Source organism: Aphanizomenon flos-aquae FACHB-1287, assembly GCF_014698755.1.
Taxonomy (GTDB): domain Bacteria; phylum Cyanobacteriota; class Cyanobacteriia; order Cyanobacteriales; family Nostocaceae; genus Dolichospermum; species Dolichospermum flosaquae.
Genome location: NZ_JACJTO010000047.1, coordinates 1 through 22,068 on the forward strand (window position 1 = coordinate 1; position 22,068 = coordinate 22,068).

The following is a 22,068-nucleotide window of genomic DNA, read 5'->3' on the forward strand; positions in this document are numbered from 1 at the left end:
GGTTAATGCTATTACTGATGAAAATGCTCTCAATTGGTTTAATCATTGTGGATTGTTTTTTGACCCTATTTAGATAGCTATTCTTGTACTGGACTTGATATCAAACTGCTGTATCATTCAATTTTGACAGGTCTAACTCTGCCGTAACGGTAAAGGACTTATTTTTGTATTCAATAATCGAGCTTTCCGTTAAGCGTCCCATCCCACCATATAAGATTTGAGAGTTACCTGTTACCAATTGTGGACGACCTGCTATTTCAGCATTACTGCGTGTTGCCATTCGATCATCAAGGGGGATAACATTGTACTTAACAGCCTCAATCAACCATTGTCTTTGCAACTTTTCCAATTTCTCTTTATACTTGGGAGAATAGTCATTATCAACAAGTAGTAGATTGTTAGATTGAGTCCAATCTACGTCCGTTTTCAATTCGTATTCAAGTTCTGGATTTGTCTCTAGATTGATGTCGTCATCATACTCGTCACTTATTTTATAAAGTTCCCAAACATCTTTATCAAATGCAGGTATGTTAGCTTCACCTGTTTGCCAGGGGAGGCGGTGTTGGGTTACAGCAGTCCAACCCTTGTGATAAATCCCCCGATTACCTACCATCTCAAAATATTGGGTTTGGTGAGTACCTTTTAACCATGTTTTTTGGTCTTGTACCTCGGTGACATTTTTAAAAGAATCAGCCATACTCACCCCTTCCATGGGTTTTTGCATAACCCCATGCACAAAGGTCGGTTCAGGCAAGTTGGCGACTTCTAAAACCGTGGGAGCAACATCAATCACATGATGGAACTGAGAACGGATACGGCCTTCGATTGCATTTGCATCATATGGATCTGCATCAGATTGATGATAATTTGCGTTATTCGCAATCTTGTCAGGCCAATGAACAATACAAGCATTGCGAGTTCCTCCAAAGTGAGAAGCTACCTGTTTTGTCCATTGATAGGGTGTATTCATGGCATGAGCCCAACCTACTGCATAGTGGTTATAAGCATCCTCAGTACCTAAATTGTCTTTCTTGTCTATTAAGTATTTTTCATTTTCTAGATCATAACCTGTCAATGTGATCATTTCGTTAAAAGTACCTTGCTTGGAACCTTCCGCGGAAGCACCATTGTCGCCGATGATATAGTAGATGAGAGTATTATCGAGAACCTTTAATTCCGCTAAAGCGTCTACCAACAAACCCACATGATAGTCTGTGTGTTCTAAATAACCTGCATAAACTTCCATTTGTCGAGCAAGGACTGCCTTCATATCATCTGAAAACGAATCCCAAGCTGGAATCTGATTGTCCTTGTCTCCATATTCACCTCCGGGAGGGGCGCTTAATAAAGCATCATTTGGAATTATGCCTAACTCTTTTTGCTTCTTGAAAGTTGCTTCCCGTATCTCTTCCCAACCTTGATCAAATTTCCCCTTATAGTTATCAGCCCAGTCCTTTGGGACATGGTGAGGAGCATGACAAGCACCAGGAGCAAAGTACATGAAGAAAGGCTTATCAGGCATTAAGGATTTTTGCTGTTTTACCCACTTAATGGCTTTTTCAGTCATATCGGTAGTAAAATGGTATCCTTCTTCCGGGGTTTTTTCCGGTTCAACAGGAATAGTCCCTTCATAAATACCAGGATAATATTGGTTAGTCTCACCGCCAATAAACCCATAAAAGTATTCAAAACCAGCACCACCACTAGGCCAGCTAGTAAATGGACCCATAGGACTTGTTTCCCAAACAGGAACTTCGTGGCATTTACCAAACTGAGCGGTAGAATAGCCATTAAGTTTCAAAATTTCCGCCAAGGGAGCCGCTGTATTCGGACGTAAGCAATTGTTACCAGGTGCTGAGGTAGCCATTTCCGTAATCGCTCCAAAGCCTATGGAATGATGATTTCTTCCTGCTAGTAAGGCGGCACGGGTAGGAGCACAAAGGGCAGTGGTGTGAAAACGATTGTATAATAGTCCATTGGCGGCTAATCTTTCCGCTGTAAGGGTATTAATCGGTCCACCAAAGGCAGAAGATGCTCCAAAACCTACATCGTCTAGCAGAACAATAAGAACATTAGGTGCACCTTCGGGCGGACGTAAAGGAACAATGGGAGGGTATTTGGTATCGGGATCTTTGGCATCAAAGGTTGTTAAGCCTGGAGGAGTAATATCAGGAATAGGCAGAATATCGCGTGATGGTTTGTTTGTACCGTTGTTGCTGGCCATAAGGTTAATCCCTCTGTGTAGTTTTTAACGTGATTTGATGGTTTGCTTAACCCGTATTTTTGACAAAATTTGCAAAAAAGGGTCAAAAACCGCGAAATATCTATGTCATAAACAACTATTTCGCCAGTAGTTTTACTACCTTCCTAGAACTATATAGCCATTTATCGTTAATGAATATTCCAAAATTCCTACTTTTTCGTAGGTACAAAAAATGTCATTATTGGTTGTATAATTCAGTTTTTAGGCTTTATGCTCTCTCAAACTACAGATTACGTTAAATTACTAGCATTAATCTTTTCATCTAGCAAATACCATCATTAATCAAAATTTTCTTTGGTAGAATTATTAACCCGTTACGACACTATATGTCACGCTCTCGCCTAATTCATAAGTTAAAGTTATTAATTTTAATTTTTAAATAAGTTTTTTTGAAAAAAATTTTTTATTTTCAGGGTTTAGGCCGCTTTCGGTGTGGTACTATGGTTATAGTATTATAATGGAGTGTTTGCAAAATTTTTATTTAGGCACGAATTCCCATTATGATAATATCACCCCTCGCGCCGCAAGTCAACCGGTTAGAACCGAAAAAAACAAAATTTTTTTAATTTTTTAATTTTTTTTTAATTTTTTTGAAACTCGCAACCATTAACAGCAAGTTTTGTGATAGTGCAATGATAACACAAATGAATATCCTTTGACATACTCACCGACCTGAATCGTTTTGAATCTTTGGGTTGTCTTGCTAGTTTTTTCTGAAGTTTGCGAATTCCTATTTGATTTTGAATAATCGGGGCTTTGGGCTTTTTCTTCATTACTCATTATTGTGCTGATTGTTAATTAGTTTTCTTTTTAAAATTAGGGCGATCTGATTTTTTACCTTTGCGTTTCCCTTTTAGAGAATCAAAAAAGTTTTTATAGGCAACTAAATCTGCAACCGATTGTTGCAAAGGAATATTAGAAACTTCAGATAACCATTGCTGCTAAAATGAATTTTAAAGTGCTTTAGTTTAATGGTGAAGTAAATCACGTCCATGCACTGATTGAATATCCAGCTAAGTTATATGTTTCTCAAATGGTAAATGCTCTAAAATGCGTATCTAGTCGCAGATATGGACAAGCTGGATATAAAAACCCCACGAAGAATCTTTATGGAGTCCCAGTTATTTTGTCATTTTAGTCGGTGGTGTGCCACTAGAAATATTAAAAGAGTATATTAAGAATCAAGAAAAGCCGTTCTTCTAGGATGGGGCTTGTGCCCCATCTTTTCGGTTAATGTGTAAACAAACAAAAAATTAATTTCCATTTATGGTGCGTCAACGTTCTATTTTGTCACTGATTTTTGTATTATTAGCAACATTTTTGATTAGTTGTAATAGTCCTACTATTGCTACTGTACCACCATCTTATACAGCAGCGGAAGTTGCGAAAATTCAGGAATATGTTCCAGGAATTCAGATGGTACGCGATCGCTCTCCCGAACTCCAAAACCTAATTACAACAGGTGAATGGGTGAAAGTGGGTAATTTTATTCACGGACCGATGACAGAAGCTAGGTTAAATATGACTTATATCATTCCCAACCTAGCAAAACAAAACCAAGCTCAAGCCCGACAAATTAGCAAAGATTTGTTAAATGATCTAGTAAAAATAGATCAAGCTGCTGCTACGGGCAATACTAGCCTAGCTTTGAATAAATACCAAGAAGTTTTTGCCGATATTGACAAATTCTTAGAACTAGTTCCCGAAAAGACCACCTAAAACCAGGAGCGTAGGGGCATAGTCCCTACCTCCATAACTTAGGAGAAGACTGTGCAACTCCAGGCTACTTTCGAGTCTTGGGTCACAAAATGCTAGGGCAATAAAATGATAGGGTGGAGAGGAAGACTATTTATTCTTCACCCCTGACTCAAGCGCGAAAACCATGAATGTAGTAATTATCGGTTGTGGTGTGGTTGGGGCGGCGATCGCCTATGAACTCAGCCAAGTTAAAGGTTTAAATATCACTGTTTTTGAGCAAAAACAACCAGCACAAGGTTCTACCAGTGCCGCCCTCGGTGTATTAATGGGTATAATTAGCAGTAAAACCAAGGGTATTGCTTGGCGAATGCGAGAAAGTAGTATTCAACGCTATACAACCTTGATTCCTGAATTAGAAGCAATTACAGGGCGGAAAATCCCTTGTAATCGGCAAGGAATCGTTATGCTATTATCAGAAAATCTAGAGCGTCCCTTAGAAAGTGGCGTTGAAGTCCTCTCAGAATGGGAACAACTGCGAGAAATTCGTCAATCTCAAAGTTGGGAATTACAAATTTGGGATCAAGAACAACTCCAAAAATATTGTCCCCAAGTTAATGATCCGCAGATTATTGGCGCTGTCTATTCTCCCCAAGATCTACAATTAAATGCTACAGCTTTAACTTTAGCTTTAGTAGATGCTGCCCAACGCAATGGTGTAAATTTTAAATTTGGTGTCTCTGTTACGGGTACAGAAACTCCTCCTCCTCCCCCTCCAACTCCTTTACATATAAAAAAAGGATTGGGAGAAGCGCGTAAATGTAATTTTATTGAAACTACAGAGGGTAAAGTTACCGCCGATTGGTTTATCATGTCTGCGGGTTTAGGTTCAACGGCTTTAACCGCACAATTAGATCAGATAGTAAATATTCGTCCAGTCCTGGGACAAGCTTTATATCTGAGTTTAGGACATAGTTTAGGAAATCCCGATTTTCAACCGGTGATTACTGGTAATGATGTGCATATTGTCCCCATGGGAAATGGTGATTATTGGGTCGGTGCAACGGTAGAATTTCCTAACGAGCAAGATCAAATACCGCCAAATCAAGAATTATTAGCTGCTGTCAGACAACAGGCGATCGCTTTTACCCCAGATTTAGCCACCGCTAAGGTTCTCCGCACTTGGTCGGGATTGCGTCCCCGTCCCGAAGGTAGACCAGCGCCAATTATTGATAAATTACCGGGTTTTACTAATGTTCTTCTGGCTACGGGACACTATCGCAATGGTGTTCTACTCGCCCCAGCCACAGCTACAGCCATTCGAGAAATGATTTTACCTCAAGATTCTCATTCTTAGATTTTCCTATATTCCCAGCCCATCAGAACCCGGATTTCTTTAAGAAGTCTGGGCTCTGAAATACAGCAAACCCTAGATATGTACCCCATAATACCGGGAAGTGCTGTAACTAGCTAATGACTTTTTACTGTAATATTCTGTTTGCGGATAAACACTAATAATATTATTTCCAAATTCAAAAAATGTCCCTGTTTGTTCATGTTTAGAAAATTGCAAATGGGGATATTTAGCAGCTAATTCCTCAGCATTCATGACTTTAGCTGTGATTTTTTTGGGTAAATGTCCTGTCACACCAATATAAAATATTAGAGGAGAAATATTTTGTTGATAAGTTTGCTCAACAAATGCTACCAATTTTTTATAAGCTGTCGTCATAGCTGCAATTAAGTCTTCTCTATTGACAAATTTGCCATCATATTTAGCATATAATAAAAAGGCCAAACTATCATCACCAACTTGATTGAGAATTTCCCCGACTTTACCATTAATATTAATTCCCAAAAAGTCATCAAAAATCGGTTTCATCAAATCATCAACTTTAGTTAGTTTCATTCTCCCAGTAATGGCTTTTTGTCGGAAAGCGATATTTTGATTTAAACCCATTTCTAAAGTTGGTTTAGAAAATATCTCTCCAGTTTCTTGGTCATAAACTTCATATCTCCTTCCTAAAAATTGGTTAGCACTATATAATTTACTCAAATTGAGAATATCCTGATTACCAAAATCAATTTTATAACTGATATGAGTCTCAATTGTATTTGTATATTCTTGAGTTGTCGGGAAATTCAAATACAAATTTTTTGACAAATAATGTTGTTTTAATTCCTCTATTTGATTACTCACAAACACATCAGATTGATGACGTAAATAAGCAAATAAAATACTAGTAACAACCTTAATTTCTGCTAATTGATTAAACAACCCATCAATATTACCAAAATTTATATCAACAGGAACTAATGGTAAATTATCTAACCTGATTGTATACTCACAATTAAAATCAAACTTACCAGCAACAATTACACCCTTAGCTTTCAACAAATCAAACACTTTCTTATTACTGATTTTGATATTTAAAGCCGAAACATGAACCTTACCATCTTTAACAATGGTATAATTATTAAAATTATATAAATCATTAATCAATAAACCTGAAACTTCAATAATATCCGTATTATCTTCAGCTTTTACCAGCTTAACTTTCCGCCTTACCAACATATTAATAGTAGCAGTATTGCGATTTATAGAAAATACACCCATTTGTACAAAATCACCACCATAGATATCTTCAGTTTCCAAACAAGGAGTAATCAAATCACCATTAATATCTCTTACACCCCTCACCCGTTCAATACCAATTCTCTGATAATCTTCCTTTAAATCATGTAAATTCAAAATGATATTTTGACGATATACCGATAAAATTTGGATAACTTCCAACAGGGAAATCTTGTCATTTAACTTCAACATAAAACCCCCTAACTTTTATCAATTAAAAACCAGATTCCTCTCTCCGTGTCTCCGCGTCTCTGCGTGAGCAAAATCCATCTTTTTTCCATTATAGTATATTTGTACTAAAAAGTCAACTTATCCAAATCAAGACTAAGATAAAAATAGCTTTACACTTCTTCATAAAAACAAAACCATGGCGCGAGATTTACGGGGATTCATCAAAATTCTAGAAAAAAGAGGACAATTAAAGCGAATTTCGGCTTTAGTTGACCCGGACATGGAAATTGCGGAGATTTCCAACCGAATGCTGCAAAAAGGTGGTCCAGGCTTACTATTTGAAAACGTCAAAGGTGCATCTTTTCCCGTTGCGGTCAACTTAATGGGGACAGTAGAAAGGATATGCTGGGCCATGAACATGGAAAAACCAGAAGAATTAGAAACCCTGGGAAAGAAGTTGAGTATGCTTCAACAACCCAAACCACCAAAAAAGATTTCCCAAGCCATAGATTTTGGTAAAGTGTTATTTGACGTGGTGAAAGCCAAACCGGGACGGGACTTTTTCCCCCCTTGTCAACAGGTCGTAATTGAAGGCCAGGATTTAGATTTAAATAAGTTACCTTTAATACGTCCTTACCCGGGAGATGCCGGAAAGATAATTACGCTAGGATTAGTAATTACTAAGGATTGTGAGACGGGAATCCCCAATGTAGGAGTGTATCGTTTACAGCTACAATCTCCAAATACAATGACCGTACATTGGTTATCGGTACGGGGAGGAGCGAGACACTTGCGAAAAGCCGCAGAACGTGGTAAAAAGTTAGAAGTAGCGATCGCTCTGGGTGTAGATCCTTTAATCATCATGGCCGCAGCCACACCCATTCCTGTGGATTTATCAGAGTGGTTATTTGCTGGATTGTATGGCGGTTCTGGGGTCAATTTAGCCCGGTGTAAAACTGTAGATTTAGAAGTTCCCGCAGATTCCGAGTTCGTGTTAGAAGGGACAATTACACCTGGGGAAGTTTTACCAGATGGACCCTTTGGCGACCACATGGGATATTATGGCGGTGTGGAGGATTCCCCTTTGGTGCGGTTTCAGTGTATGACACACCGCAAAGACCCAGTTTATCTTACCACATTTAGCGGACTGCCACCCAAAGAAGAAGCAATGATGGCTATCGCTCTCAATCGGATTTACACCCCCATTTTACGCCAACAGGTATCAGAAATAGTTGATTTCTTCCTACCCATGGAAGCCTTGAGTTATAAAGCTGCAATTATTTCCATAGACAAGGCTTATCCTGGACAAGCACGACGGGCAGCTTTAGCGTTTTGGAGTGCGTTACCACAATTTACATACACTAAGTTTGTAATTGTCGTCGACAAGGATATCAATGTTCGTGATCCTCGTCAAGTGGTTTGGGCAATTAGTTCTAAAGTAGATCCTACCAGAGATGTATTTATTTTACCAAATACTCCCTTTGATACCTTAGATTTTGCCAGTGAAAAATTAGGTTTAGGTGGGAGAATGGGAATTGACGCTACCACAAAAATTCCTCCAGAAACCGAGCATGAATGGGGTAAACCGTTAAAATCAGATTTCGATGTTGCTAAAATGGTAGACACACGGTGGCAAGAATATGGTTTAGCCGATTTACAATTAGGAGAAGTTGATCCGAATTTGTTTGGTTATGATATGAAGTAATACCTAAACTTTCCCTTCTTCGTCAGAAGGGGGGTATTTTTTTTAAAATTGAAAATTTGGAGAACATAACCGGATATAAATCTCTCTTGTTTCATCCTTAAAAGCCCTTCTACCATGCATTACTCTTGTATTATCAATCATTAAAATATCTCCTTTTTTCCAGTCAATATTGGTAGTAATTCTCTCAGCAATTCCATTTAATTCATCCATAAGTTCATCAGAAATTTCCGAATCATCATCAAACTTCAGAACATCAGGATTTAACTGCATTGCTGGTAAAAGGCTATTAATAAAAACCTGATATTTTCCACATCTGCTAGGAATAACTACTGGACAAATATATTGAAGGAGAATTGATTGATCTTCATATATAGTAGTGTGTGTATCATTCATTTTACACATCTGTTCTAATTCATTAATATCATCAATTTTATATTTTTTTTGCCACTGTTCTTTATTCATTTTTGCGGTAAACTTTAGCCGCTTTTGACTGAATAATTCTCGAGTTGAATTACTGAGTTCTGCAAAAAATTGTCTACCATCACAAACCGTTGTTTCACCATTTTTTGCAGCGGGATTAGCACAAAAAAACCACAACATCAAGGGAATATTCTTTTGATAGTACATTTCTCCATGTAATTTAATATCTGTTTGGAAATCATTGACACTTAAAATGGTCTTATCATCATTAATTACCCTTCTATCAAAAGCACCACCTGTATAATCTAAAAAATTATTGCTGAATAAATTACTAAATTCTCTAAATATTTCAGTATCAGTAGTAAATCCTCTAAATAGTAAAACTCCATATTCTTTAAATAGACTAATAATTTTCTGTCCGATTTTTTCAGAAATTGGCTGTGTAATTAAATTCATATTAAATAAAAACTTTGATCAAAAAGTCAACTAATTTTTATCTACAATAATCATAAAAGTATTTTTGTGTCTTGATTGTCTATTATCAGGATTGCTTTTACCATCCCCATTAATATACAGGGATGGTTTATAGCTATAAATTAGCCTTCAACGATGATTTTACCAACCATACCAGCACCACGGTGAGGTTCGCAATAGAAGGTATAAGAACCAGGAGCAGCGTCAGCAGGGATAACGGTTGTTACTTTTTGTCCAGGACTCATTAATAACTTCTTGTGGGACAAAGATTTCGCTAAAGCAGCATTCTTGGTGGGGTTCTTCTTAGCGTCAAAGACAACATTGTGGGGAGGAACTTTATTGTTCTTCCATTCAATTGTATCACCAGCTTTAACAGTTAGCTTTTTAGGCTCAAATTGTAATAAGCCTCTATCAGTACCCAGTTTAATTGTATATGTTTCCGCAGATGCAGTGGGGGTAAACACAGCAAAGCTACCAAAAATTACAATAACTGTCAATAAAGCTAGGCTCAAACGTCTCAAAGTTGCTGCTATAGACTTCATACTTCCCTCCTAGGAAATAATTTTTATTGTTCTCCCCCTATTTTAAATACAATTAATGCCAAATATGACAACTTGTCATAGATTTATTTTTGTTAACTATCATCAGTAGCTATATTTTGGAGATTAGACAGGGGTAAAACGTTTATGATATCAGACTTTGGAGATTTTCCCCCCTGCTACAAATTTATATTTTTAAAGAGAGATTAGATTAAATAAATGTGAATATAAACACCTGAAAGTAATTAAAGTCACTATGTAAAGTCTGGAATTGCGCTTATGAACTATTACGGAAACAGGGTGAGAATTTTTACACAACAACTTGTATTACTTCTCTCTCTAATGAAGTACACACCAATTTATTCACAGTTACGGGGACTTGTTCCCTATTTTGATTGGGAAAATGTGACAGGCTATACTAACTGGATGATGTTTTTTGTCAATAGGTAACTCCTATGTAGTTTTGTGTAGGTTTTATATAGTAGGATATTGCACCTTAATTGTTCGGTTATACCACTTTCGGTCTTCACTCTAATCACGATAATCTCATAGATATAGAGTGCAAATGTCTAAATATAACCACCATTAGCTATTAAAGCAATCAGGAGGTGAAAACCTGTGTACGAATGGATTTTACCAAGTCTCAAAGAAGTCTTATCTGAAAATCAATTTCATAGCCCTGGTTGTTCCACGGCCAAAGCAGAACAGCAATGGCGTGTTAGTCTAGCAGCCACAGAGAATCTGCTGCGGACGACCTTAGCCACCACTGCCCATCATAACACAGGTTTGGTATTAGCTGCACCTACACCCTTATTTAGTCACCCCCAACTAACACAACAGTTACAAACAGTAACTTTTACAACTAGACCCTTTAATCCTTTGGCCTTAATGCCATTTATGATATCATCAGAAATGGGGGAGAATATTAATAATATAGAAACAAATACTTCTCATAATACTACTTTTCAAGAATCTATTTTACCTTTATTACCGGCTGACCCTTTGGGTGCGGAGCAGTTTTGTTTAATATTCACAGATAAATTTAGATTAGTTCTAGTTTTGGCAGAAGATTATAATGGTAAAAAAGAATTTTTGTTTTCTTTTGAACCAGAAGTAGTACAAAAAGCTTGGCAATCTTTAGGTGCTAGAGTAGTTTTAACTAATCCAGAATTATTTGCTGATTTAGATTTTAAGGTGCAAAATTATCCTTTAGTTCCACCAGATTATCATACCATAATTCAATTTAGTCAGTTATTACTTCAGGAATTAACTGTTACAGAAAATAATCCAGTTACACATAATTCATCACATTTTCATTTACCCAATCCACCGCCAAAAATTCCATCTCGTTCTGATGTTGAATTACTTCAAGCCTTTGCCCATGAAGTCCGCACTCCCTTAACAACAATTCGGATGCTAACAAAATTATTATTAAAACGGCAGGATTTACCAGTAAATGTAATTAGTCGTTTAGAAATTATTGATCATGAATGTACAGAGCAAATTGATAGAATGGAGTTATTATTTAAAGCTGCAGAATTAGAAAATTTATCACAACCTGTAAGATTTGCTAATTCTCAACTTACACCAATGTGTTTAGATGATATTTTAACCCAAAGTATTCCTCGTTGGCAACAGGCAGCAACTCGTCGTAATTTAACTTTAAATATAGTTTTACCGAAGCAATTACCCACAGTTATTAGTAATCCTGCTATGCTAGATCGGGTACTCACTGGTTTAATAGAGAATTTTACCCGTAGTTTACCTCCTGGTAGTTGTATTCAAGTGCAAGTAATGACCGCTGGTGATCAACTAAAATTACAATTATCTCCTCAATTTGATTGTCAAGATAAAAGTTACACGACAACGCCACCAATTCGTAAATCTTTAGGTCAATTATTAATGTTTCAGCCGGAAACCGGAGCAATTAGTTTAAATATGACTGCAACTAAGCATTTATTTCAAGCCATTGGTGGGAAATTGATTGTTCGTCAACGTCCTCAAAATGGGGAAGTATTGACAATTTTCTTACCTTTGGAAGTTAGTCACCAATTGTAAATACAGCAGATTTCTTGCAAATGAGGTACAAACTTGAATAATGAAACGCTTGTGGTGCTGGCATCTTGCCCGCCAATACTGTAATTCAATCAAATTAAACTCTTATAGTGCGGAGATCTTGCCCGCCAACACTGTAATTCAATCAAATGAAACTCTTATAGTGCGGATATCTTACCCGCCAATACTGTAATTCAATCAATGGAAATGTGCTTTATTTCACGCAGAGGCGCGGAGTCCTTTTGGGGAAACCCCACCCCTACAATATGGGAAATTAATTAATGTTGACTGTTTATTCTTTGCTGTAAAGCTGCTCGTGCTTGTTCTCTGTCGTCAAAATGGATTTTTTCAGTACCAATAATTTGATAATCTTCGTGACCTTTACCAGCTAATAATATACCGTCTCCAGGTTGAGCTTGTAAAATAGCGGTACGGATTGCAGTCGCGCGATCGCTGATAACGATTGGTTGTAATATATCAGGAATACCTGCCAATACATCTTCTAAGATCTTTTCCGGGTCTTCTGTGCGCGGATTATCTGATGTCAACACCGCTAAATCAGCCATTTCAGCAGCTATTTTACCCATTTTTGGGCGTTTAGTGCGATCACGATCACCTCCACAACCAAATACACAGATCATTTTACCAGGAATAAACGGCCGGGCAGCCTTGAGTAAATTCTCCAAACTATCGGGAGTATGGGCATAATCTACAATTACGCTAATATCTTGTTGTGGATGAATTTGCACCCGTTCCATGCGTCCAGGAACACCGGGAAACTCAGGAATGGCATTTGCTACCAATTGCAAATCTAACCCCAGGTGAATAACCGCTCCGACCGCAGCTAAAAGATTTTCTAAGTTATATTGACCAACCAAAGGAGAACTAAAATCTACATTTCCTTTGGGAGTATGTAAAATTCCACTAACACCATTTGGTTGATAACTTAAATCACTCATCCAAAAATCAGCGGTATAATCATTAACACTATAACTCCAAACCTGTTCTGGATTTAAAGAGGCAATTATCCGTTTACCATAAGCGTCCTCAGAGTTGATAATTGCCCGTCCTGAGAGATAATCAGGACCAAATAACAACGCTTTCGCGGCAAAATAGTCCTCCATATCCTTGTGATAGTCCAAATGGTCTTGGGTGAGATTAGTAAATACCCCTACATCAAAAGCACAACTTAAAACCCTACCCTGGTGTAAAGCGTGAGAACTGACCTCCATGACCCCAAGTTGACAACCAGCATTAATGGCTTTAGCTAATTGTTGTTGCAAATCCACAGCAAAAGGGGTGGTATTAACAGCGGTTTCTGCAAAACCAGGCCAGCGGGTGTAAAGTGTGCCTATCAACGCCGTCGGTAAATTAGCTTGAATTAGGAAATATTCGATTAAGTGAGTAGTGGTAGTTTTACCATTTGTCCCGGTAACACCCACCATTGTCAGTTTTTGTCCCGGATAACCATAAAAAGTTGCAGCTATTTGGGCGCAAGCTTTAATCATATTATCGGCACTAATCACCACAGATCCTGGTGAAGGCGGATTTTTCTGCATTGCTTCCGAAGAAACAATGGCCGCAACTGCACCAGCAGCCAAAGCACCCGGCCAAAACTCTCCACCATCTACTCTACTTCCTGGCATTCCTATAAATAAATCGCCCACAGTACAAGCATGGGAATTAGTTTTAAGTCCTTGAATATCAATATCCGGTATATTTATAGACTCAATCCCCTCTACAGTCGCTAATAATTCCCGTAATTTCATCTGGTGAACCTCGCCACAAGCTTATCTTGCGCTTATTTAAGCATTATTTTGTGATCTCAAGGGCTGCTATTTGATTTTTGTTCAGACTTAGTTTCCTTATTTTACCCCTTCCCTCTTGCTTATAGAGAAAAATTCTGGGTATATTTGTATAATTTAACATGAGGCAGAAATTCTGGCAATAATTGAGCAAATGCGCCTAGCAAGTTAAAATAGTTTTGGTGATAGCCTCTTCACTGTTCTTTACGAGGCTTTTATGGCAGCAAATATTACACAAATAGCCAAGTATCTAGATAATCTTGGTTGGGACTATCGTTTTGATGAAAAAGAAGACCGGATTATTACGGGTGTTGAAGCTGAAAATATTGATGATTTCCTGATAGTTGTCCAACTAGACGAGGAAGGGAAATTTTTCCGGCTATTTGCACCCCAGGTTTTGGCGGAAGTGAAAGACCATCCCCACAAAGATGCTATCCTGCAAACCATGCTGGCTATTTCTTGGGAAACCAAAATGCTGCAATGGGAATATGATCCATCCGATGGTGAAATCCGCGCTATTATTGAGTTTCCCCTGGAGGACTCCATACTCACCGAGAGACAATTTAACCGTTGTTTGAGCGGATTAATCCAAATTGTTGATACCATTGCCTTCCCGCGTTTGCAAGAGGTAATGGAGACAGGGGAAGACCCGGGAAATCTAGATTTAGGAGAAAGATTATTATTGAGTATTCAAGAACAAGCTCCTGGATTATTAGAACTCCTAGAAAAAGCCATGGAAGCGCGGAAAAAGCGGGGTAGTTTTGCCGATGAATAAAGCGGATCACCACTGAAATCGCTATACTGCAAAGTGATAACCTGATCATAATACTGAAATTTTGTAAGGCTGGATTTTTATGACATCCTATGCAACCTCCTCTGCTAAAGCAGAAATGAGTGAACTCCGGCGGTTAAAAAGCTTATTACCCCCAGAATTACAAAGCTGGGTAACAGTTGAAGGCACAACAGAGGTAAATCCATCTTTGATTCGTTGTGAAGAAATTGGTAAAGACCAAGTAGAAATTCAAATTGACTTGGTGAAATGGGACGCTCTAGCAATGGATCAACGGAATTTGCTGTTTTGGCACGAAGTTGCTCGCGTTCAAAATGACACGATTCCTAAGGACGGTTGGGAAATGGCGGCGCTGGCCATTGGTTTGGGTGGTGCTGTGGGTGAATTATGGGTACAGGATGGATTATTACTAGTATTAGCTATGGCCCTCTGTGGTGTTTCCGGTTGGCGGCTATATCAAAAAAATAATGGGGATAAACAAATTAAAGAATTGCTGGATGCTGACGAAAAAGCGATCGCTCTAGCAACCCGCTTTGGTTATAGTTTACCTAATGCTTATAAAAGTCTTGGTAGTGCTTTAAAAACCTTAGTAGAAAATACTCCTAGCAAACGTCAGCGTTCTCGATATGAGGCTAGACTTTCTGCTCTCAAACGTAGCGCCAATAAAGCTAAATCTAAATCTAGAAATGAGGAATCTGGACTTTGACACTCTCAAAGTCTCTGAGCTTTACGCTGGCCCGGTATTCCTAGAAAATCTTGGCAAATATTCCGCTAAAATTCGATTTTAGGGTTTTTCAATTGTCTGTATAAGGTACAAAGTTTTTTAGTTTTAGGAAACAGTGGTGTGTTGGCGATAACGTAATGCACCACGATAATATATTGCAACGGATTTTATCCTCATGCACCTGAAAATAAGTAGGTTAGTGTTAAAAATTGTCGTTAATGGTAAAATATTCACTATTGCCCTGTTCCCTTCTCTCAACTTCTCGGTTTAGCACACCAAGTACCCAAGAACCTATATTTTTATATTCAGAAAATTTTTACTAAAAATTCATCTATTTAACCCAATATTTAAACTTCATCAAACTTTGTTATGACGCTCATGGAAAATTTTTAAATTCTCTATTCCGTTGAATATTTTATAATTTGAAAAGTTGCAGATGACAAAAATACTTGAAGATCATCACTTACTTTTGCAACTCATAAAACTGCCCATTGTAACTTCTTAATAACTGTACTTTGGAAGACAATTATTTTTACAAATACCTCTAACTTAGTGTTAGAGACTAATTGTATGGTGGTGTGTAGCTTTTGTAAGTAAAGTCGGGGTTTCTCTACCCTTAATGGTATTGTATCTGACTTTTTATTCATAGATTTTCTGGTGGAGGCTAGGAAATTTAAAATCTATACAAAACTCGGTGCACCTTAATATCTAGAATCCTCTTACCTTTATAGGTTAGAAGATTCATCATCAAGATTAAAGATAAGGTTAGTTGTTTTTCTAAGAGAAAGTAACATTTAGCAAATTAGATAATATATGGCCACTAAAGTTCAGAGTTTTATGAGTAGTCAACCCTCCGTAGACTTTCCGGTTACTTACTCGGAAAACACAGTAAACTTGCAAGTTACAGCGAGGTTAACTATACTTGAAGCCGTTAGTTTTAAGCAAATTTGTCAAAACTTAATTGAAACAGATTCACCACCTGGAGAAATTTTTATTGATTTCCAAAATACTATTTTCATGGATAGTAGTGGTTTAGGTTCTTTAGTTAGTAACTTTAAAAGTTCTCAAGAAAAGGGAATTAAAGTCACACTGCGTCATGTTACTCCCCAAGTAATGGCAGTTTTAAATCTAACGGGACTAGATCAGGTGTTTTTCATTGAGTCTTCTCATAACCCCCCACTAATAATAACAGATAACATTACAAACTCAGGAAAAAATAATTCTCGTCAAGTAGATCCACTTCCTCAAACTCATAATTCTGTAGCATCTTGGATGAAACGAGTTATTGATATTATGGGAGCATTAGTTGGGTTAGTAATTACATTTGTTTTGTTTATTCCTATAGCAATCGCTATTCAAATTGATGATCCCGGTCCGATTTTATTTAAACAAATCCGTTGTGGTTGGATGGGTAAAAGATTTACAATTTGGAAATTTCGGTCTATGTGTGTAGATGCTGAAGCTAAAAAATCTCAAATCAAAAACCAAGTAGAAGGCGCTTTTTTTAAAAATGATCATGATCCGAGAATTACTAAAGTAGGTAAATTTTTACGCCGTACCAGTCTTGATGAACTACCTCAATTTTGGAATGTTCTCAAAGGAGAAATGAGTTTAGTCGGAACTCGACCACCGACACCTGATGAAGTAGAACGCTACGAAGTACCAGAATGGCAACGTTTGGATGTTAAACCTGGTATGACTGGTGAATGGCAAGTTAATGGACGCTCTAAAGTTCGGAGTTTTGAAGATGTGATTCGCTTAGATCTACGATATCAGCAAAATTGGACTTTAGTTTACGATTTAAAGTTGATTTTCAAAACCATCACCATTTTGTTTAATAAAAACAGTGGGGCTGTTTAGGTTACTAAATTTACCAAATTTATTTATTAAATTTACTCAAGTCGATTGGTGACTTGGGTTTATTTTTATGGAGGGAATAGAAAAATCTTTTTTCGTTCCCTTTCTGCATCAACTAATCAACTGTAGAATATGTTACTATTGAGAGAAAACTTATTCATCAATTGCAGTTCCGAATATTTGTGAGCAAGTTGAATAAGTATTTGCTTTCGTGAAAAAATACATGAGGTTGAATGACTGAATCTTTAAGAGGAAATTTCCCATTGACAAAGAACGCTGTGAGCATATCTAAAACTGACACAGAAGCTACAAGCAAAAATTTAGCTTTAACCATTGCTGAGGCGGCTTTAGACCGCAAAGCTGTGGAGATTATCTTGCTTGACGTGGCTGAGGTTTCTTACCTGTCTGATTACTTTGTGATGATGACAGGTTACTCTAAGGTGCAAGTAAGAGCCATTGCTGAGGCAATTGAAGGACAGGTGGAAATTGACTGGCAACGACGACCGCTAAGAACGGAAGGAAAAGCGGAAGGAACTTGGGTACTTCAAGATTATGGTGATGTTATTGTCCATATCATGATGCCAAGGGAACGGGAGTTTTATAATTTAGAGGCGTTCTGGGGACACGCGGAACGTATTTTTATACCAAACTCCCATGGCACTGGGGGTTAAGCGATATGATGGGATCCTCCCTAGAGAATTGCCCAGTTCCTACAGAACAACAACCCCTGAATGAGTACGAAGAGCTAAAAAATGACTGGCTATTTCGAGATAGTATTTTAAGCTGGGGTAAGTACACCAAGACAATTTTTTGGTTTTGGGCTTGGTCTTGGTTAGTGGCAGGACCCGTGGCAGCTTCTAGCTTCCCCCCCCAAAAGCAGATTTTTAATTTTCTGCTTTGTGGATCTGCTGCTGCCAGTGTCACGGTAGTGCTAGTCTTGATTAGGTTATATTTAGGTTGGTATTATGTGCGCGATCGCCTTTACAGTACCACTGTTTTCTATGAAGAATCAGGTTGGTATGACGGACAAATCTGGACTAAACCTCAATCGGTCATTACCCGCGATCGCTTAATTGTTACCTACGAAATTAACCCCATTTTCCAACGCTTACAAATAACCTTTGGTGCTTTGGTTCTTATGTATCTTATTGGTACTATAGTTTGGCATTTTCTGTAAATAGTCATTGGTTAGTAATCGTTAGTCATTAGTTATATTAAAACAACTGACCGCTGACCACTAACAACTGACCACTGACCACTGACCACTAACAACTGACAACTGACAACTGACAACTGACAACTGACCACTGACCACTGACAACTGACAACTGACCACTAACAACTGACAACTGACAACTGACCACTGACAACTGACCACTGACAATTCACAAAGTAGATATAAACCCATGACAATGGGAAAAAGAACTCAAGCCGCAGCCCTGGAAGTCCGGTTACTGCGAGAAGGTATTATTGAATCTCGGCATATAGCCCAGGCTGTAGTTAGCGACGACCGAGGACGGATACTTTCCGTTGCAGGCAACGCTGAAACTACCGCATTTGTCCGTTCTGCCCTCAAACCATTTCAGGCACTGGCTATTACTAGCACAGGCACATTAGAACGCTATGGTTTAAGCGATAGAGACTTGGCCATTATCACCAGTTCCCATCAAGGTACCATGGAACAGGTGAGACAGGTATTTAACATTTTGTGGCGGGCAGATATTGATGTTAATGCTCTGCATTGTCCAATCCCCCAAGGTAAATATAGTCCTCTAGAATATAACTGTTCTGGTAAACACGCGGGAATGTTAGCTGTTTGTCAGCAACGACATTGGCCTTTAAATAACTATTTAGATCGGAAACACCCAGTTCAGCAGTTAATTATCTCGAAAGTAGCAGAATTGCTGCGAATGCCAGCAGAAGAATTTCTCACGGCTCATGATGACTGTGGTGCACCCACGTATCTAATGCAACTCAGTCAAATGGCTTCTTTATATGCTATGCTTGCTTCTAGTAATAGTCTGGATATGGAACGTATCGTTCGCGCCATGAACCATCACCCTACAATGGTGGCAGGTGAAGGAAAATTTGATACAGAGTTAATGCGCTTAACTCCGGGTGAATTAGTTAGCAAATCTGGTGCAGAAGGTGTACAGTGTATTAGCAGACTCGGAGAAGGCATGGGATTAGCTATTAAAATTATGGATGGATCAAAACGTGCCAAGGGTGCTGTAGCTATTCACCTCCTCCAACAAATGGGTTGGATTAGTCCCAGTATTGCCCAAAGTCTTTCCGAGAAATTCATGAACCTGGGGAAATACAAGCGTTTGGAAGTAATTGGAGAATTATCGCTTTTATAGTTGACAAACTTTTGACTTTGCGTTATATTAAAGAAGTCGAGAGGAAAGCGACAAAAGCGACGCGGGATAGAGCAGCCTGGTAGCTCGTCGGGCTCATAACCCGAAGGTCAGTGGTTCAAATCCACTTCCCGCCACCAAATAAAAAATTAATCTCTGTAATCTTTTAAGATTATGGAGATTTGTTTTATTAAGAAAAAAGTGATAATTTGACCTCATTATTTCGGTCTATTGAAGACAATAGAATAAGTTAGTGGCTTATTTAAGAAAATGTTGATTTGATAGTTATTTATGGCTAAGGTTTTGGTAGGATAGTATGAAAAAATGACTATCGTATAAATTAGTCAGTCAAATTTTTCCTGTAACCTAGAAAAATAATAGCACATTCTTTAATTAAATTTCGGTTTTTGATTGGGGTTCAATGTGAATAAGAAAGTAAGAAGTTTTACCTAGAAATTGGACTTTGGCTATTAAGTCGTTTTCATATTTGTCTGCTGTGGTAACATCTGTAAATAATTCTTTGTCTAGTAGATACTGAGTTGGTATCTAGATATTTGAGAATTTCGGGAAAGAATAGTTCATAAATTATATAAAAAATTTGGATATCAGTTCTTTAAATAAGCGGTCATGATCTATTTTTTCGCTGATGTTTTTGTTACATAGATTCTCTGGTTATTTTTTGTAAGCAACAATCAAGAACTACCCCAAGGAAAGGAAAAACCTAATTGGATCAAAAAGACGGAGCTATAACTCATAAAAGGGGAAATTTTTTCTTTTTCATGAACAGCAATAACAGAGCAATAAGAGAGAAATAATTTTTCACCCTTATTTGTCTGTGTTCTATGTATTCTGGAGTAGTTATTTTTAAATTCCTCTTGCGTAAGAGGATATTTATTACTGACTACCAGACTTTGAAAATTACAGTTTACCAGATCAATGGACTGCTAGAGTCGGATAAGCTAGTAAAGAAGATCATTAAAAACTTACCAAATATTTCAACAGACTAACTACATTGTAACTGAACTATGTTTGATGCACTATCTGACCGTTTAGAATCCGCCTGGAAAAAACTACGAGGACAGGATAAAATATCAAAATCCAACATTCAAGACGCTTTACGGGAAGTGCGTCGGGCTTTGTTGGAAGCAGATGTTAATCTTCAAGTCGTTAAAGATTTTATTAGCGAAGTCGAGGCCAAAGCACAAGGGGCTGAAGTTATTAGCGGTGTACGTCCTGACCAACAATTCATCAAAATTGTTTATGATGAACTGGTGCGGGTCATGGGAGAGGAAAATGTTCCTCTAGCAGAAGTTACGGGTAAAACCACCGTTGTGTTAATGGCTGGTTTACAAGGGACAGGGAAAACCACGGCTACAGCTAAATTAGCTTTGCATTTACGGAAACAAGACCGTAGTTGTCTGCTAGTGGCTACAGATATATATCGTCCCGCAGCAATTGATCAATTAATCACTCTGGGTAAGCAAATTGACGTACCAGTTTTTGAACTGGGAATTGCAGCAGACCCCGTAGAAATCGCCCGTCAGGGTGTCGAACGCGCTAGAGCAGAAGGTATAAATACAGTAATTATTGATACTGCTGGACGTTTGCAAATTGACGAAGGGATGATGGCGGAATTAGCCCGCATTAAAGCGGTAGCTGAACCCGACGAAACCTTGTTGGTAGTGGACGCAATGACGGGGCAAGAGGCGGCAAATCTAACACGCACCTTCCATGATCAAATTGGAATTACAGGGGCAATCCTGACCAAAATGGACGGGGATAGCCGAGGTGGTGCAGCGTTATCTGTGCGGCAAATTTCCGGCGCGCCCATTAAATTTGTGGGTGTGGGGGAAAAAGTCGAGGCCCTGCAACCATTCTACCCGGAACGGATGGCTTCGCGGATTTTGGGCATGGGGGATGTTCTCACTTTAGTAGAAAAAGCCCAAGAAGAGATAGATTTGGCAGACGCGGAGAAAATGCAGGAGAAAATCTTATCAGCGAAATTTGATTTTACTGACTTTCTCAAGCAAATGCGGTTGTTGAAAAATATGGGGTCATTAGGTGGAATCATGAAGATGATTCCGGGTATGAACAAGCTTTCTGATGACCAGTTAAAGCAGGGAGAAACCCAGTTAAAACGCTGTGAAGCGATGATCAATTCCATGACTGGAAAAGAGAGACGTGATCCAGATTTATTATCTAGTTCTCCCAGTCGGAGAAAGAGAATAGCGGCTGGTTCTGGATATAGAGAAGCGGATGTAAGCAAACTAGTGGCGGACTTTCAAAAAATGCGATCGCTCATGCAGCAAATGGGACAGGGTGGCATTCCCGGTATGCCAGGAATGTTTGGCGGTGGAAATCCTTTAGCCGCAGGAAATAGTCCTTCAGCAGGCTGGCGCGGTTATCCTGGTGGTGCACCACCAGCGAAGAAAAAGAAGGAGAAAAAGAAAAAAGGTTTTGGCACTCTTTAAAATTTAAGCACAAAATCCCGGATTTTTTCAAGAAGTCTGGGATCTGACAAGTGCAATCACTACGGTTTTTGCGTAGGTTCTCAAAAACGTAAAGCGATCGCAAATGG

Annotated in this window: 18 protein-coding genes, 1 tRNA gene and 1 pseudogene; 14 read left to right on the forward strand and 6 right to left on the reverse strand. The window is 38.3% G+C overall.

The annotated features are described in order from the left end of the window. Positions 1-100 precede the first annotated feature (100 nt). Positions 101-2,224, reverse strand: coding sequence for an arylsulfatase (locus tag H6G44_RS17425; RefSeq protein ID WP_190387814.1), 2,124 nt, complete (start codon positions 2,222-2,224; stop codon positions 101-103). A 973-nt stretch (positions 2,225-3,197) separates the two neighbouring features. Between H6G44_RS17425 and tnpA the strand changes: the two are divergent. The 3 genes and pseudogenes from tnpA to H6G44_RS17440 all read left to right on the forward strand — a co-directional run. Then, a pseudogene (tnpA, locus tag H6G44_RS17430) lies at positions 3,198-3,466 on the forward strand (IS200/IS605 family transposase); the annotation flags it as partial. Positions 3,467-3,529: 63 nt separating this feature from the next. After that, on the forward strand, positions 3,530-3,982 hold the full coding sequence (psbQ, locus tag H6G44_RS17435) for a photosystem II protein PsbQ (protein WP_190387813.1): 453 nt from the start codon (positions 3,530-3,532) through the stop codon (positions 3,980-3,982). A 163-nt stretch (positions 3,983-4,145) separates the two neighbouring features. Continuing rightward, positions 4,146-5,315, forward strand: coding sequence for an NAD(P)/FAD-dependent oxidoreductase (locus H6G44_RS17440; RefSeq protein ID WP_190387812.1), 1,170 nt, complete (start codon positions 4,146-4,148; stop codon positions 5,313-5,315). Between the two features lie 72 nt (positions 5,316-5,387). Here the strand turns inward: H6G44_RS17440 and H6G44_RS17445 are convergent, their stop codons facing one another. Further along, positions 5,388-6,785 carry a hypothetical protein gene (locus tag H6G44_RS17445; RefSeq protein WP_190387811.1) on the reverse strand — a complete coding sequence of 466 codons (1,398 nt, stop codon included), beginning with the start codon at positions 6,783-6,785 and terminating at the stop codon, positions 5,388-5,390. A 175-nt stretch (positions 6,786-6,960) separates the two neighbouring features. Here H6G44_RS17445 and H6G44_RS17450 point away from each other — a divergent pair, with 175 nt between their 5' ends. Continuing rightward, positions 6,961-8,469 (forward strand): UbiD family decarboxylase, encoded by a 1,509-nt coding sequence (locus H6G44_RS17450; RefSeq protein ID WP_190387810.1) that lies wholly within the window; start codon positions 6,961-6,963, stop codon positions 8,467-8,469. Between the two features lie 42 nt (positions 8,470-8,511). Here the strand turns inward: H6G44_RS17450 and H6G44_RS17455 are convergent, their stop codons facing one another. Then, complete coding sequence (locus H6G44_RS17455) at positions 8,512-9,345, reverse strand: TauD/TfdA family dioxygenase (RefSeq protein WP_190387809.1); 834 nt, start codon at positions 9,343-9,345, stop codon at positions 8,512-8,514. 140 nt (positions 9,346-9,485) lie between these two features. Further along, a complete protein-coding gene (petE, locus tag H6G44_RS17460; protein WP_190387808.1) occupies positions 9,486-9,905 on the reverse strand; it encodes a plastocyanin in 420 nt (139 codons plus the stop codon). Positions 9,906-10,181: 276 nt separating this feature from the next. Between petE and H6G44_RS17465 the strand changes: the two genes are divergently transcribed. Together H6G44_RS17465 and H6G44_RS17470 are read left to right on the forward strand one after the other, a co-directional pair. Further along, the gene (locus tag H6G44_RS17465) at positions 10,182-10,352 is read left to right on the forward strand and encodes a hypothetical protein (RefSeq protein ID WP_190387807.1); all 171 of its coding nucleotides are present in this window, start codon (positions 10,182-10,184) and stop codon (positions 10,350-10,352) included. A gap of 168 nt (positions 10,353-10,520) precedes the next feature. After that, complete coding sequence (locus H6G44_RS17470; RefSeq protein WP_190387806.1) at positions 10,521-11,960, forward strand: sensor histidine kinase; 1,440 nt, start codon at positions 10,521-10,523, stop codon at positions 11,958-11,960. A 275-nt stretch (positions 11,961-12,235) separates the two neighbouring features. Here H6G44_RS17470 and H6G44_RS17475 read toward each other — a convergent pair whose 3' ends face one another. Continuing rightward, positions 12,236-13,726, reverse strand: a complete 1,491-nt coding sequence (locus H6G44_RS17475) for a UDP-N-acetylmuramoyl-L-alanyl-D-glutamate--2,6-diaminopimelate ligase (protein ID WP_190387805.1) — start codon at positions 13,724-13,726, stop codon at positions 12,236-12,238. A gap of 253 nt (positions 13,727-13,979) precedes the next feature. Here H6G44_RS17475 and H6G44_RS17480 point away from each other — a divergent pair, with 253 nt between their 5' ends. From H6G44_RS17480 to H6G44_RS17500, 5 genes are all read left to right on the forward strand, one after another. After that, the gene (locus H6G44_RS17480; protein ID WP_190387804.1) at positions 13,980-14,537 is read left to right on the forward strand and encodes a hypothetical protein; all 558 of its coding nucleotides are present in this window, start codon (positions 13,980-13,982) and stop codon (positions 14,535-14,537) included. Positions 14,538-14,616: 79 nt separating this feature from the next. Next, a complete protein-coding gene (locus tag H6G44_RS17485) occupies positions 14,617-15,258 on the forward strand; it encodes a DUF3318 domain-containing protein (protein ID WP_190387803.1) in 642 nt (213 codons plus the stop codon). Positions 15,259-16,089: 831 nt separating this feature from the next. Continuing rightward, entirely contained in the window at positions 16,090-17,136 is a 1,047-nt protein-coding gene (locus H6G44_RS17490; protein ID WP_190387802.1) for a sugar transferase, read from the forward strand. A gap of 230 nt (positions 17,137-17,366) precedes the next feature. Continuing rightward, complete coding sequence (rsfS, locus tag H6G44_RS17495) at positions 17,367-17,804, forward strand: ribosome silencing factor (RefSeq protein ID WP_190387801.1); 438 nt, start codon at positions 17,367-17,369, stop codon at positions 17,802-17,804. Positions 17,805-17,809: 5 nt separating this feature from the next. Next, positions 17,810-18,310: a CGLD27 family protein gene (locus H6G44_RS17500; protein ID WP_190387800.1), complete on the forward strand. Its 501-nt coding sequence runs from the start codon at positions 17,810-17,812 to the stop codon at positions 18,308-18,310. Between the two features lie 60 nt (positions 18,311-18,370). Here H6G44_RS17500 and H6G44_RS17505 read toward each other — a convergent pair whose 3' ends face one another. Beyond that, entirely contained in the window at positions 18,371-18,541 is a 171-nt protein-coding gene (locus H6G44_RS17505) for a hypothetical protein (protein WP_190387799.1), read from the reverse strand. On the opposite strand from H6G44_RS17505, the gene H6G44_RS17510 reads away from it, so the two are divergent. The 3 genes from H6G44_RS17510 to ffh all read left to right on the forward strand — a co-directional run bounded on the left by H6G44_RS17510 (position 18,540) and on the right by ffh (position 21,961). After that, positions 18,540-19,493 (forward strand): asparaginase, encoded by a 954-nt coding sequence (locus H6G44_RS17510; protein ID WP_190387798.1) that lies wholly within the window; start codon positions 18,540-18,542, stop codon positions 19,491-19,493. The two genes, H6G44_RS17505 and H6G44_RS17510, sit on opposite strands and share 2 nt — an antisense overlap. Positions 19,494-19,553: 60 nt before the next feature. Then, positions 19,554-19,630 (forward strand) — tRNA-Met (locus tag H6G44_RS17515). An 885-nt stretch (positions 19,631-20,515) separates the two neighbouring features. Continuing rightward, positions 20,516-21,961: a signal recognition particle protein gene (ffh, locus tag H6G44_RS17520; protein WP_190387797.1), complete on the forward strand. Its 1,446-nt coding sequence runs from the start codon at positions 20,516-20,518 to the stop codon at positions 21,959-21,961. The last annotated feature ends 107 nt before the right edge of the window (positions 21,962-22,068 follow it).